This window comes from Streptomyces sp. WAC06614 (assembly GCF_003949795.1).
In the GTDB taxonomy this organism is placed as follows: domain Bacteria; phylum Actinomycetota; class Actinomycetes; order Streptomycetales; family Streptomycetaceae; genus Streptomyces.
Genome location: NZ_RPRY01000063.1, coordinates 15358 through 28635, shown reverse-complemented (window position 1 = coordinate 28635; position 13278 = coordinate 15358). Strand labels below are relative to the sequence as shown.

Sequence of the window (13278 nt, the reverse complement as noted above, 5' to 3'; positions counted from 1 at the left end):
GTGCGTCACGCTGCGCTTCCTCCAGGGCCTCTCGGTCGCCGAGACGGCCCGCGTGATGGGGAAGAACGAGGGTGCGGACCGCCCGGTACTGGAGGGTCTTGATCGCACCCTCGTTCTTCCCCATCACGCGGGCCGTCTCGGCGACCGAGAGGCCCTGGAGGAAGCGCAGCGTGACGCACTCCTGCTGCTGCGGGTTGAGCTTGCGGACGGCTTCGAGCAGGGCCGCGTTGGAGAGGGACTCCAGCACCGAGTCCTCGGGGGACCGTTCCACCTCGTTGGCGTCCAGCATCTCGCCCGTCGTGACCTCCAGGCGGAAGCGGCTGGACTTGAAGTGGTCGGCCACCAGGTTGCGGGCGATCGTCACCAGCCAGGCGCCGAAGTCACGGCCCTGCCAGGTGAAGGTGGAGATGCGGCGCAGCGCGCGCAGGAAGGTCTCACTGGTGAGGTCCTCCGCGGTCGCCTTGCCGCCGACGCGGTAGTAGATGTAGCGGTACACCGTGTCGCTGTACTGGTCGTAGAGCCGGCCGAAGGCCTCCGCCTCGCCCGCCTGGGCGCGCTCGACGAGGTCCATCATGCGGGCGCTGTCGCTGTCCGCGGTGGGCCGGCGGGTGGTGGAGGTGGCCGTGCCGCCGCCGCTGCTCGCGCTGCCGCTGGTACGGCTCGCGCCGCCGGGCGTACGGCCTCGTCTGCCCACGGTCGCTCCGCCGTCGGTCAGGGCATAGCAAGGACCGGCAGGGCCGAGGCCGGCAGGGACCGCGGCGGCGAAGGCGGGGACGGCGTACGCGGTGGGGACGAAGCCGCGCAGGTGGTCGAGGACCGTTGCGCGGAGCGTAGCCAGGCCCGAGGCGTCAACCCCGACAGGTGGGTACACGGGACTCCCAGAGGCAGAGCTTCCATCACGTGCAGTGCGGGACCGTTCACCCGTCGTGGCGACGAATGGGCGGTGGCATGCGTCTGAGGAGAATAACGCTTCGTACAGGCAGCACTACACCCAGTTGCGAAAATCATCGCTCCTGACACTTCTGTTTCGTGTCGAGGGCATATTCGGTCGCGGACTGTGATCGCTTAATGATCGATTGAGCGTCCGGAATGGATGCTTCCGAGGCCTGTCACGACCGACCGGGACATGCGCGAGTGCCGCGCCGAACCCGCGGGTAGGGGTGGGGGGTTGCCCTGCGGCGTACCGGTCCCCGCCGGGGCTACCGGCGGCGCCTGTGCAGGGCGATCGCGGCGGCCGCGCCGCCCGCCAGCGCGCCGACCCCGGCGGCCGCCGGGACGCCGACCTTCACGGCCTTGCGACCGGTCCGATAGTCGCGCAGCCGCCAGTCGTGCGCCCGGGCATGCTTGCGCAGTTTTGTGTCGGGATTGATCGCGTACGGATGTCCGACGAGCGACAGCATCGGGATGTCGTTGTGCGAATCGCTGTACGCCGCACAGCGCGCCAGGTCCAGCCCCTCGGCGGCGGCCAGCGCCCGGACCGCCTCGGCCTTCGCGGGGCCGTGCAGCGGCTCGCCGACCAGGCGCCCGGTGTAGATGCCGTCGACGGACTCGGCGACCGTGCCGAGCGCCCCGGTCAGTCCGAGCCGACGGGCGATGATCGTGGCCGTCTCCACGGGCGCGGCGGTGACCAGCCAGACCTTCTGGCCGGCGTCGAGGTGCGCCTGGGCCAGGGCGCGGGTGCCGGGCCAGATGCGCTCGGCCATGTACTCGTCGTAGATCTCCTCGCCGATCGCCATCAGCTCGGAGACCTTGTGCCCCTTGACGATCGACAGCGCGCTGTCGCGGGCGTCCTGCATGTGGTCGGGGTCCTCGACCCCGGCGAGCCGGAACCACGCCTGCTGCCAGGCGAAACGGGCGAGCTCGCGGCGGCGGAAGAACTCCCGCTTGTACAGGCCGCGGCCGAAGTGGAATATCGCGGCGCCCTGCATGACGGTGTTGTCGAGGTCGAAGAAGGCGGCGGCGAGGTCGTCGCCGGCGACGGGGAACTCCGGGGGCGGGGCCTGGGAGGGCCCGGGCGCGGCGGCGGCCGTCACCGCGGCGGCCTCGGGCCCGACGCCCTCGGCGTACGCGTCGGCGTCGGCGTGCGGGGTGTCCGTCGGACCCTCCGACCCTGCGGCCAGCGCGGTCTGGCGGGCGGCCTCGGCCGAGGCCTCGCCCGCGAGCACGCTGCGCGCGGTCGTGGAGCGCCTACGGGGGGTGAGCCATCCGGGAGCGGCCATGACGCGAGCATAGCCACTGTGTTCGGGAGTTCCCGAACCGCGGGGATGCGGCTGTGTGAACTCTGCGGGGCTCCGGCGTTACGGCGCGGGCGGAGCAGAATGAGGGGTATGAGTCCTCTGCTGCGCCGTAAGGAAAAGAAGAATCCCGCCGAGAGGCTGGTCACGCTGATCGGGAAGCCGGGCTGCCATCTGTGCGACGACGCCCAGGCGGTCGTCGAGCAGGTCTGTGCCGAGACGGGCGCGCGCTGGGAGAAGAAGGACATCACCCAGGACGAAGAGCTGTACCGGCGACACTGGGAGCAGATCCCGGTCGTCCTGGTCGACGGTGAACAGCACACGTTCTGGCGCGTGAACCCCGACCGGTTGCGGCAGGCCCTGCAGGGGTGAGCCCGGTCACTTTGGTCGGACAAAGCGGACACAATCTTTGTGCACGCGTTCACAAAGACATAGCCTGCTGTCGATGGGGCGGTCCTGGGACAAGAGGCCGCCTGCAGCCCCGCTCATCCCGCAGGAGCATCGTGGCAACTGGCCGAACTCACCGACCGGCGACCCGCAGCCGAGGCATCCCCGAGGCCACCGTCGCCCGGCTTCCGCTGTACCTGCGGGCCCTGACGGCGCTCTCCGAGCGCTCGGTGCCCACGGTGTCCTCGGAAGAGCTCGCCGCTGCCGCCGGCGTGAACTCGGCGAAGCTGCGCAAGGACTTCTCCTACCTCGGCTCGTACGGCACCCGCGGGGTCGGCTACGACGTCGAGTACCTCGTCTACCAGATCTCCCGCGAGCTCGGCCTGACCCAGGACTGGCCGGTCGTGATCGTCGGCATCGGTAACCTCGGCGCCGCCCTGGCCAACTACGGCGGGTTCGCCTCCCGTGGCTTCCGCGTGGCCGCGCTGATCGACGCCGATCCGGCGATGGCCGGGAAGCCGGTGGCCGGTATCGCGGTGCAGCACACCGACGAGCTCGAAAAGATCATCAGCGACAACGGGGTGTCCATCGGCGTCATCGCCACGCCCGCGGGTGCCGCGCAGCAGGTGTGCGACCGGCTGGTCGCCGCCGGGGTCACCTCCATCCTGAACTTCGCGCCGACCGTGCTGTCCGTGCCGGACGGCGTCGACGTGCGCAAGGTCGACCTGTCGATCGAGCTGCAGATCCTGGCCTTCCACGAGCAGCGCAAGGCCGGCGAGGACTCCGGTGCCGAGGGCGGGTCCGGCGGACCCGGTGCCGGTGCCGGCGCGGCCGGACCGGTCGGCTCCGGGCCCGACGCGTCCCGGCCCGCCGTGGCCTCCGGCGCCACGGGCGCCGACGCGGGCGCCGTCGCGTCCGCGGCCGCCGCCGCTGCCGCGGCCGACGACGCCGCTGCCGCCGCGCGCAAGGGGCGCCCCGAGGGCGACGTACCGGCGGTGATGCCGGCATGAGTCTGCTCGTCGTAGGACTGAGCCACCGCAGTGCGCCCGTGAGCGTGCTGGAGCGGGCCTCGCTGACCGTCGACGCCAAGGTCAAGCTGCTGCACGACACGCTGGCGGCGGAGCCGGCGGCCGAGGCGGCCGTGCTCGCCACGTGCAACCGGATCGAGCTGTACGCCGACGTGGACAAGTTCCATGCCGGTGTCGCCGAGCTGTCCACGCTGCTCGCCCTGCACAGCGGGGTCGCGCTGGAGGAGCTCACCCCGTACCTGTACGTGCACTACGAGGACCGGGCCGTCCACCATCTGTTCTCGGTGGCGTGCGGGCTGGACTCGATGGTGGTCGGCGAGGGCCAGATCCTCGGCCAGATCAAGGACGCGCTGGCGCTCGGGCAGGAACTGCACACCGCCGGCCGGCTGATCAACGACCTGTTCCAGCAGGCGCTGCGGGTCGGCAAGCGGGCGCACTCCGAGACCGGGATCGACCGGGCCGGGCAGTCGCTGGTCACGTTCGGGCTGGAGCAGCTCGCCGTGGGGCGGCCGGTGACGGAGTGGGCCGCCGGTAAGCGGGCGCTGGTGATCGGCGCCGGGTCGATGTCGTCGCTGGCCGCGGCGACGCTGGCGCGGGTCGGCGTGGCCGAGATCGTGGTCGCCAACCGGACCGCGGAGCGGGCGGAGCGGCTGGTGGAGATCCTCGGTGCCTCCGGCACCGGGGTGGCCGCGCGGGCCGTGGGGATGGCGGACGTCACCGACGAGCTGACACGAGTCGACGTGGCGGTGTCGTGCACCGGCGCCACCGGGCTGGTCCTGACCGCCGACGACGTGGCCGCCGCCCTTGCCGTGACCGAGCCCGACGCCTCGTCCTGGGGCTCCGCCCCGGACCCCGCGCCTCACACGCCGGCGGGGCCGGCCACGGGCGGCTCCGCCGCTGCGGCCGGGGCCGCCGAGGCCGACGTCATCGCGCGGCTCGCCGCGGCTTCGGCCGTGCTCGGGCGGTTGGCCGACGCCGGGGCCGTGCGGACGCTCAGCGCCGCCGGCGAGGCCGAGGGATGTCCCGTCGAGGTCGCCGGGTCGGCCGGGCGGTCGGCGTTGGCCGGGGTCGACGCGTCCTCGCTGGAGCTGCACGGGGCCTGGGCCGACCAGGGCGAGGCCGCCGCGCAGCGGGTGCCGCAGGCACGGCGCAAGCAGGTCCGGGCCGCGGCTCCCGCGCAGGTGCGGCTGGCGCTGCTGGACCTGGCCATGCCGCGGGACATCGACGCCGCCGTGCACCGGCTGCCCGGGGTGCGCCTGGTGGACATCGAGTCGCTCGCCGAGGCCTCGGCCGACGCGCCGATGGCCGCCGACGTGGACGCCGTACGCGGGATCGTCGCCGACGAGGTGGCCGCCTTCGGCGCCGCGCAGCGGGCCGCGCACATCACCCCGACCGTGGTCGCGCTGCGCGCGATGGCCGCCGAGGTCGTGGCCATGGAGGTGGCCCGGCTCGACGGCCGGCTCCCCGAGCTGGACGAGCGGCAGCGGGCCGAGGTGACCCAGACCGTCCGCCGTGTCGTCGACAAGCTGCTGCACGCGCCGACGGTGCGCGTGAAGCAGCTCGCCAGCGAGCCCGGCGGCGCCGGGTACGCCGAGGCACTGCGCGAACTTTTCGATCTCGACCCCAGGACGGTGGCCTCCGTCAGCCGGGCCGACAAGAACGACGACTCAGGACGGGCATCATGAATTCACGTCTCGACCAGCCGCTCCGGCTCGGCACGCGGCGCAGCAAGCTGGCCATGTCCCAGTCCGGCCATGTCGCCGACGCGGTCCGGGCCGTCACCGGCCGCCCCGTCGAACTGGTGGAGATCACGACGTACGGGGACGTCTCCCGGGAGAACCTGGCGCAGATCGGCGGCACCGGCGTGTTCGTCACCGCGCTGCGCGACGCCCTGGTGCGCGGTGAGGTCGACTTCGCCGTGCACAGCCTGAAGGACCTGCCCACCACGCAGCCCGACGAGCTGGTCATCGCGGCCGTGCCGCCGCGGGAGGACCCGCGGGACGCACTCGTCGCGCGCGACGGGCTGACGTTCGAGCAGCTGCCCGACGGGGCGCGGGTCGGTACCGGCTCGCCGCGCCGCATGGCGCAGCTGCACCACTACGCCCGCAGCCTGGGCAAGTCGATCGAGACCGTGGCGATCCGCGGCAACGTCGACACCCGCATCGGCTACGTGCACGCCGGCGAGCTGGACGCCGTCGTGCTCGCCGCCGCCGGGCTGAACCGGATCGGTCGCAGCGACGAGGTGACCGACCACCTCGCGGTCGACCACGTGCTGCCCGCGCCCGGCCAGGGAGCCCTGGCCGTGGAGTGCCTCGCGTCGAACGCGGAGCTCATCGCCGCCCTCGGGGAACTCGACGACCCGCACACCCGGGTCGCCGTGACCGCCGAGCGGTCCCTGCTCGCCGCCCTGGAGGCCGGCTGCAGCGCGCCCGTGGGCGCGCTCGCCGACCTTCTGGCCGACGGGCAGATTGTCAACGAAATGCGCCTGCGCGGCGTCGTCGGCACCACCGACGGTTCCACGCTGGTGCAGCTGTCCACCACCGGTCCCGTGCCCCAGTCGCACGACGAGGCCATGGCGCTCGGCCGCGAACTCGCGGACGAGATGCTGGCCAAGGGCGCGGCCGGTCTGATGGGGGAGCGAGCGCTTTGAACCCCTCAAGTCCCACCACCTCCGCCTTCCCGGCTGCCGCCGGCCAGGGCCACGTCACCTTCCTCGGTGCCGGTCCCGGCGATCCGGGCCTGCTCACGCTGCGCGCCGTGGAGGCGCTCACGGCCGCGGACGTCCTGATCGCGGAGCCCGAGGTGCTGGACGTCGTACGGGCGCACGCGCGCGCGGGCGTCGACATGCCGCAGCTGACGGTCGCTGACGAGGCGTCAGCAGCCGCCGGGCTCCCGGTGATCCGGGACGCAGCCAATCTTGTCATGGAGGCTGCGCGCTCCGGCAGGCGGGTCGTCCGAGCGGTGACCGGCGACCCCGGTCTCGACGGCAACGCCGGCGAGGAGATGCTCGCGTGCGCCTCCGCCGGCATCCCGTTCGAGGTCGTGCCCGGTGTCGCGACGGCGGTCGGTGTGCCCGCGTACGCGGGTGTGCCGCTGCGCGACAAGCAGGGCGCGGACGTCCGTTTCGTCGACGCCCGGACCGCCACGGCCCGGTGCTGGACCGAGGTGGGCGGCAGCGACGGCACCCTCGTGGTCTCCGCGACGCTGGAGACGGTGGCGGGCGCCGCCGCGGAGCTGGTGAGCGCCGGGCGCAAGCCCGACACCCCGCTCACGGTGACCGTGGCCGGTACGACGACCCGGCAGCGCACGTGGTGCGCGACGCTGGGGACGATCGCCCAGGTGTTCAAGCAGGGCAAGGTGCTGCCCTCGCCGGAGGGCGGCCGCGCGGTGATAGCCGTGGTCGGGGAGACCTCCACGACGTCCCGCCGCGACGAGCTGGCGTGGTTCGAGTCGAAGCCGCTGTTCGGCTGGCGGGTGCTGGTGCCGCGGACCAAGGAGCAGGCGGCGTCCCTGTCGGACCAGCTGCGGTCCTACGGCGCGGTCCCGCACGAGGTGCCGACCATCGCGGTCGAGCCGCCGCGGACCCCGCAGCAGATGGAGCGCGCGGTCAAGGGCCTGGTCACGGGCCGCTACGAGTGGATCGCCTTCACCTCGGTCAACGCCGTGAAGGCGGTCCGGGAGAAGTTCGAGGAGTACGGGCTCGACGCCCGTGCCTTCGCCGGGATCAAGGTCGCGGCGGTGGGCGAGCAGACCGCCGCGGCGCTGGTGGAGTTCGGCGTGAAGCCGGACCTCGTGCCCAGCGGTGAGCAGTCCGCGGCCGGGCTGCTGGAGGACTGGCCGCCCTACGACCCGGTCTTCGACCCGATCGACCGGGTGTTCCTGCCGCGTGCCGACATCGCGACGGAGACGCTGGTGGCCGGGCTGATAGAGCTCGGCTGGGAGGTCGACGACGTCACCGCCTACCGGACCGTGCGCGCGTCGCCGCCGCCGGCGGAGACGCGCGAGGCGATCAAGGGCGGCGGCTTCGACGCCGTTCTCTTCACGTCGTCGTCGACCGTGCGGAACCTGGTCGGGATCGCCGGCAAGCCGCACAACGTGACCGTGATCGCCTGTATCGGGCCGGCCACGGCGAAGACCGCGGAGGAGCACGGGCTGCGGGTGGACGTGCTCTCGCCCGAGCCGAGTGTCTCGAAGCTGGCGGAGGCGCTGGCCGAGTACGGCGCTGCGCGCCGTGAGGCCGCCAGGGAGGCGGGCGAAACCGTCTCCCGCCCGAGCGAACGCCGTCCCGGCGCCCGCCGCCGCCGCACGACGTAACGGGGGCTCGGCAGCCCCCGGGGCCCCGGCCCTGGCGGGCCCGGCCTCGGCCCGCCCCGGCGTTGCCGGCCCGGGCCCGGCTCCGGGTTTCGGGGGCTCTGCCCCGGGCCTCAGCGCCTCCAACGCGGCGGGGCTGGATTGATCCAGCCCCGCCGGCGTTTGAGGCGAACCGGGCGCGGAGCGTCCGGAACGGGTCCGGGGCTGAGCCCCAGGGTCCTTTCGGCCCGGCCGGCGTTCGATGGCTGGGGGTCCGGGGGCGCAGCCCCTGGAGGGGCCTAGGCTGGAAGCCCTGGTTCTGCGAATCCACCCAGAGGCGAACTGAACATGAGCGTGTACGGATCCTTCCCCGGCTCGCGGCCCCGCCGCCTGCGGACCACCCCGGCGATGCGCCGCATGGTCGCCGAGACCCGGCTGCACCCCTCGGACCTGATCCTCCCGGCGTTCGTCCGCGAGGGCATCACCGAGCCGCTGCCGATCTCGGCGATGCCCGGCGTGGTCCAGCACACCCGCGACACGCTGCGCAAGGCGGCCGCCGAGGCCGTGGCGGCCGGCGTCGCCGGGATCATGCTGTTCGGGGTGCCGGCGGACGAGAACAAGGACGCGCTGGGCACGGCGGGCACCGAGCCCGACGGCATCCTCCAGCTCGCCATCCGCGACGTGAAGGCGGAGGTCGGCGACGACCTGGTCATCATGTCCGACCTGTGCCTGGACGAGTACACCGACCACGGCCACTGCGGCGTCCTGGACGCGGACGGCCGCGTCGACAACGACGCCACGCTGGAGCGGTACGCCGAGATGGCCCAGGTCCAGGCCGACGCCGGCGTCCACGTCGTCGGGCCCAGCGGGATGATGGACGGGCAGGTCGGGGTCATCCGTGACGCGCTCGACGAGACCGGCCACGAGGACGTGTCGATCCTCGCCTACACGGCCAAGTACTCCTCGGCGTTCTACGGGCCCTTCCGCGAGGCCGTGGCCTCCTCCCTCCAGGGCGACCGCAAGACCTACCAGCAGGACCCGGCCAATGCCCGGGAGTCCCTGCGGGAGCTGGCGCTCGACCTGGAGGAGGGCGCCGACATGGTCATGGTCAAGCCGGCGGGCCCGTACCTGGACATCCTGTACCGGGTCGCGCAGGCCGTGGACGTGCCGGTGGCCGCGTACCAGATCTCCGGCGAGTACGCGATGATCGAGGCCGCCGCGGAGAAGGGCTGGGTCGAGCGCGACCGGGCGATCCTGGAGACGCTGACCGGCATCAAGCGGGCGGGCGCGGACACGATCCTGACCTACTGGGCGACCGAGGTCGCGGGCTGGCTGAACCGCTCGCGCTGAGCCGTACCGCGGGGCGGGCGGCGGGTGTGCGCAGGGCGCCCGTCACCCGCCACCTGCCGGTCTACTCTGACCGCCATGGTGAAGCAACAGCGTGGCGAGGCCACCGTCGACCTGCTCCTGACCACCGCCTTGCGCGTGTACGCCGAGTCCGGTCAACAGGGCTTCACCGTGAACGCCGTGACGGCCGCCAGCGGGGTCAGCCTGGGCAGTCTCTACCACCACTTCGGCAGCTTCGACGGGCTGGCCGCCGCCTTGTACACGCGCTGCATGAGCCGGCTGTTCGAGCAGCTCACCGAGGCCGTCGTGCGCACCCGTACGGCGCGTACCGGGGTCCAGGCCCTGGTGCGCGCCTACCTGCGCTTCACCGAGGAGCACCGCGACGCGGCGCTGTTCCTGCACGCCTCCGCCTACGCCGGCTACCTGGCGGTCCACGCCGAGGAGATCCGCGCCGCCAAGGAGGCGCAACTCGCGGGCATCACGGCCTGGATGGGTTCCCGCATGGCCAAGGGCGAGATCGTCCCGCTGCCGGGGCCGCTGATCGAGGTGCTGGTCATGGGACCGGTGGCCGAGGCCGCCCGCCGCTGGCTGTCCAGCACCTACGACCTCGACCTGGGCGAGGCGGCCCGGGCCCTGCCGGACGCGATCTGGCGCTCGCTGGCGCCGGTCGAGGCGGGCGTGCCCACGTAGCGGCGGGGTCGCGAGGTCACGGATCGGAGACGATCCCCCGCGCCGGTGCGGAATCGGCGGGGCGGGCGCACGCTGGAGGAAGAGGTCGAGAGGTCGATCGAGCTCTGGAGGTGATCCAGGATGTCCACGCTCGTCGGGTGGCACATAGAGATGGAGTTCTCCGAGGACGGCCACCGCACCAATGCGGCGGCCATGCTCAGGCTCGCGGACGGGACGGAGCTGAAGGCGCGCGGCTACGCGATGCGTCATCCGTCCGACGCGGAGCAGCTGAGGGTGGGGGAGGAGATCGCGGGCGCGCGGGCGCTGATGGATCTGTCGTCGCAGCTGCTGGGCAAGGCGCACACCGAGATCGACGAGGCCAGCGGACGGCACTCGTACCCGCTGGTCGGCTGAGGAGGCCGGGGCCGGACCGTGCCGGACCGTGCCGAACGCGGCACGGGCCGGCACGGTCCTGCGCGTTACGGTCGCGGTCCGGTTGCGGGGAAACCGGTACGGGCGAGCGGGCGCGGTGCCATCGTGCTGGGTATGGGACGTAGCGCGAAGTGGGTGGTCGTCGTACTCGCGGCGGCCGTGGTGTTCGGGGTGGCGTACGGGCTGGCCCGGTCGGATCCGTTCGGCTGGCTGCCGGAGAAGGACAGCGACGCGGTGGCGGTCGCGGGGGCCTTCGCCGGGGCGGTGGCGGCCGCCGCCGTCGCGGCCGGCGCATGGTGGGCCGGGACTGCCGGCTCCGGCGGGGGCGGGTCGGTGTCGCAGACGGCCAGGGCCCGGGGACGGGCCCGGATCGTGCAGGAGCACGGCAACGGTGGAGCGGGCACCGTACGGCAGCGGGCCGACGGCCGCGGGGACTCCGAGATCCGGCAGGGCCGGGGAGAGGGCGCGGCCGAGTAGTGGCCGAACGACGCCTGCGGCAGCGGGCCACGGCGTCCGGACAGGCCCAGGTCGTCCAGGTCGCGGGGGATTTTGTCGGGTCGCCGCCTGCACAGGAGGCGCTGTGGGCCCTGCGCAACGCCCCCGAGGTGCTGGTCGGGCGCGGTGAGCAGACGGCCGAACTGGCCCGGCTGCTCGCGCCCGGCGGGTCCCGGGCCACGGTGATCACCGGGCTGGCGGGGGTCGGCAAGAGCGCGCTGGCCCTGACCGCCGCCCAACAGGCCCTGACGGGCGGGCGGTTCACCGGCGGGGTGCTGTTCGTGGAACTGCGCGGCTACGACACCGGTGACGGGGCGGTGAGCGCCGAGCAGGCGCTCGTGACACTGCTGGGCGAGCTCGGCGTGCAGGAGCTGCCGCCCACGCCGGAGGGGCGGCTGGCCCGCTACCGGTCGGAGCTGGCGCAACGGGAGGCCGCCGGCCGGCGGGTGCTGGTCGTCGCCGACGACGTGGCCGAGGTCGGGCAGGTACGGGACCTGGTGCCGCCCGGCGGGGACGCGCACCGGCTGCTGGTGACCTCCCGGGACCGGCTGGTCGCCGCCGATTTCCCGGCGCGGGTGCTGGCCCTGGACGAGCTGGGCGCCGTACCGGCCGAGGAACTGGTCACGGCCAGGCTGCGCCAGACCTGGGCGCAGGACCCGCGGCCGACGGCCGAACCGGAAGCCCTGTCGGCCGTGGCCCAGCACTGCGGCGGCCTCCCGCTGGCCCTGACCGTGGCCGCGGCGGCCCTGGCCCGCGACCCGGGCCTCGGACTCGGCGCGTACGCCGCCCAACTGGCCGACGCCAAGCTCCGCCTGGAACGACTGAGCCCCCCGGACCGCTCGGGCCTGCCCACCGGCGTCCGAGCGGCCTTCGACGTCTCGTACGCCCGCCTCCCACCCGAACAGGCTCAGCTGCTGCGGCTGTTGCCGGTGCATCCGGGGCCTTGTTGCACCACGGAGGTGGCGGTGGCCCTCGTCCGCACCGGGGACGGGGAGCCGCAGTGGACGGCGCAGGCGCTCGGTGCCGTACGGGAGCTGCTGGCGGGCCTGGCCGGGGCCGGTCTGGTGACCGAGCAGCCGGTGGGGTCGGGGCGTTGGGGGATGCACGACCTGGTCCGGCTCTACGCGGACACGGTCGAGGGAGCAGCGGGCGAACAGACCGTGGCGCGTGCGAAGTTCATGACCGGGCTCATCGAGCTGGCCGGTCGTGCGAGCAGCCGCATGGAAGCGGGCCCGCGCGAGCCGGGGCACGACCCGTTCCCCGAAGTGTCCGGTGCCGTGGGCTGGCTGGATGCCGAGGTGGACACCGTGATGTGGGCCGCCCGCGTCGTGGACCGTCTGGGATTGGCCTCCGGGGTGCTGCTCGTCACCGACTACCTGAAGATCTACCTGGTTCGCCGGGGCCGGTTCACGGACCTGGCCGCGATGTGCGGGCTGGCCGCAGCGGCGGCCCGCAGGATGGGCGATCGGGACACCGTGGTGGCCATGCTGGACGTGCTCGGCGAAATCCTGAGCACCGGTGGGCAGCACGAGGAGGCCCGCGCGGTCAGGGAAGCGATCGCGAGGGTCGTCCCGGACGACGTCACGGCCGAGACGGCGCGGCAGATGGGCAACTGGGCCGAGCAGCTGCGCAAGGGCGGCCGGTACGAGGAGGCCGAGGCGGCGCGGCGGAAGGCCTTGCGGATGGCCCGGGAAGAGGGAGACCGCGGGGTGGAGGCAGACCTGTTGGAGATGCACGGGGCGGCGCTGCTCACGCAGGGGCGCACGGACGAGGCGGTCCGGGCCCGGGAGCGGGCGGTGGAGCTCCTGGCAGGGCTGGACGACGACCTCAGGACGGCCGACGCCCTGGACGAACTGGCTCTGACGCTGGCACAGGCCGACCGTCACGAAGAGGCCGTCGAGACGTACCTGCACGCCTTGCAGCTGTTCCGGGAGCACGGCGTGCAACGTCAGATCGCTGCGGTGCTGCGACAGCTGGGTGACTCGCTGGCGTTCCTGGGGCGGCGCGACCAGGCCTTGGCCGCCTACCAGGAGTGCCGCACGCTCTACCAGGAAGCGCACGAGCCGTATCTCGAAGCGCTCCTGGCGGGCCACATGGCACACGTGCTGTTCCGATGGGGTCGGCCGCGCGAGGCGCGGCCCCTGCTGGAGCGTGCCGTCGAGCTGCTGAGGGGCGTCGAGGAGCCTGCCGGGCAGGTGCTGCTGGGCCGTGCGCTGATCCAGTTGGAGCGGTACCAGGAGGCGGAGGCCTTGCTGCTGAGGGTCGAGGAGGCGTACGCGCTCCTGGGCGACGCCGCGTCACGCGCGGAAGCGGCCGAGCTCCTGGTCGAGGCGCGTGCCGGGCTCCGCCCCGGCCCCTGGCCCCGGCTCCGCCGGTGGTTGCGGCGGAGCCGGTAG

General features: G+C 73.5%; 12 protein-coding genes. 10 read left to right on the top strand and 2 right to left on the bottom strand.

The annotated features are described in order from the left end of the window. Window positions 1-871: ECF subfamily RNA polymerase sigma factor, BldN family (locus EF918_RS11695; protein WP_125644523.1), on the bottom strand; the 871-nt coding region annotated here is incomplete at its 3' end. A 328-nt stretch (window positions 872-1199) separates the two neighbouring features. Continuing rightward, window positions 1200-2219 (bottom strand): HAD family phosphatase, encoded by a 1020-nt coding sequence (locus tag EF918_RS11690; RefSeq protein ID WP_125644521.1) that lies wholly within the window; start codon window positions 2217-2219, stop codon window positions 1200-1202. A 108-nt stretch (window positions 2220-2327) separates the two neighbouring features. On the opposite strand from EF918_RS11690, the gene EF918_RS11685 reads away from it, so the two are divergent. The 10 genes from EF918_RS11685 (at window position 2328) to EF918_RS11645 (ending at window position 13278) form a co-directional block, all read left to right on the top strand. Further along, window positions 2328-2606: a glutaredoxin family protein gene (locus tag EF918_RS11685; RefSeq protein WP_125644519.1), complete on the top strand. Its 279-nt coding sequence runs from the start codon at window positions 2328-2330 to the stop codon at window positions 2604-2606. A 131-nt stretch (window positions 2607-2737) separates the two neighbouring features. Then, window positions 2738-3631 (top strand): redox-sensing transcriptional repressor Rex, encoded by an 894-nt coding sequence (locus EF918_RS11680; protein ID WP_125644516.1) that lies wholly within the window; start codon window positions 2738-2740, stop codon window positions 3629-3631. Further along, complete coding sequence (locus tag EF918_RS11675) at window positions 3628-5334, top strand: glutamyl-tRNA reductase (RefSeq protein WP_125644514.1); 1707 nt, start codon at window positions 3628-3630, stop codon at window positions 5332-5334. The genes EF918_RS11680 and EF918_RS11675 overlap by 4 nt, the downstream gene beginning before the upstream one ends. Beyond that, complete coding sequence (hemC, locus tag EF918_RS11670; protein ID WP_125644512.1) at window positions 5331-6299, top strand: hydroxymethylbilane synthase; 969 nt, start codon at window positions 5331-5333, stop codon at window positions 6297-6299. Before EF918_RS11675 ends, hemC begins: the two co-directional genes overlap by 4 nt. Beyond that, window positions 6296-7963 (top strand): bifunctional uroporphyrinogen-III C-methyltransferase/uroporphyrinogen-III synthase, encoded by a 1668-nt coding sequence (locus tag EF918_RS11665; protein WP_125644510.1) that lies wholly within the window; start codon window positions 6296-6298, stop codon window positions 7961-7963. The genes hemC and EF918_RS11665 overlap by 4 nt, the downstream gene beginning before the upstream one ends. Before the next feature lie 324 nt (window positions 7964-8287). Further along, window positions 8288-9289 carry a porphobilinogen synthase gene (gene hemB / locus EF918_RS11660; RefSeq protein WP_125644508.1) on the top strand — a complete coding sequence of 334 codons (1002 nt, stop codon included), beginning with the start codon at window positions 8288-8290 and terminating at the stop codon, window positions 9287-9289. Between the two features lie 75 nt (window positions 9290-9364). Then, window positions 9365-9976: a TetR/AcrR family transcriptional regulator gene (locus EF918_RS11655; RefSeq protein WP_125644506.1), complete on the top strand. Its 612-nt coding sequence runs from the start codon at window positions 9365-9367 to the stop codon at window positions 9974-9976. Between the two features lie 120 nt (window positions 9977-10096). Beyond that, window positions 10097-10369: a DUF1876 domain-containing protein gene (locus EF918_RS11650; RefSeq protein ID WP_125644504.1), complete on the top strand. Its 273-nt coding sequence runs from the start codon at window positions 10097-10099 to the stop codon at window positions 10367-10369. 132 nt (window positions 10370-10501) lie between these two features. Then, window positions 10502-10864 carry a hypothetical protein gene (locus EF918_RS36910; RefSeq protein ID WP_185921706.1) on the top strand — a complete coding sequence of 121 codons (363 nt, stop codon included), beginning with the start codon at window positions 10502-10504 and terminating at the stop codon, window positions 10862-10864. Continuing rightward, the gene (locus EF918_RS11645) at window positions 10864-13278 is read left to right on the top strand and encodes a tetratricopeptide repeat protein (RefSeq protein WP_185921705.1); all 2415 of its coding nucleotides are present in this window, start codon (window positions 10864-10866) and stop codon (window positions 13276-13278) included. Before EF918_RS36910 ends, EF918_RS11645 begins: the two co-directional genes overlap by 1 nt.

What these genes read in the sequence shown, in the direction of transcription:
- EF918_RS11690 (WP_125644521.1), bottom strand. Translation starts at nt 2,219, where the DNA reads ATGGCCGCTCCCGGATGGCTCACCCCCCGTAGGCGCTCCACGACCGCG.
- EF918_RS11685 (WP_125644519.1), top strand. Translation starts at nt 2,328, where the DNA reads ATGAGTCCTCTGCTGCGCCGTAAGGAAAAGAAGAATCCCGCCGAGAGG.
- EF918_RS11675 (WP_125644514.1), top strand. Translation starts at nt 3,628, where the DNA reads ATGAGTCTGCTCGTCGTAGGACTGAGCCACCGCAGTGCGCCCGTGAGC.
- hemC (WP_125644512.1), top strand. Translation starts at nt 5,331, where the DNA reads ATGAATTCACGTCTCGACCAGCCGCTCCGGCTCGGCACGCGGCGCAGC.
- hemB (WP_125644508.1), top strand. Translation starts at nt 8,288, where the DNA reads ATGAGCGTGTACGGATCCTTCCCCGGCTCGCGGCCCCGCCGCCTGCGG.
- EF918_RS11655 (WP_125644506.1), top strand. Translation starts at nt 9,365, where the DNA reads ATGGTGAAGCAACAGCGTGGCGAGGCCACCGTCGACCTGCTCCTGACC.
- EF918_RS11650 (WP_125644504.1), top strand. Translation starts at nt 10,097, where the DNA reads ATGTCCACGCTCGTCGGGTGGCACATAGAGATGGAGTTCTCCGAGGAC.
- EF918_RS36910 (WP_185921706.1), top strand. Translation starts at nt 10,502, where the DNA reads ATGGGACGTAGCGCGAAGTGGGTGGTCGTCGTACTCGCGGCGGCCGTG.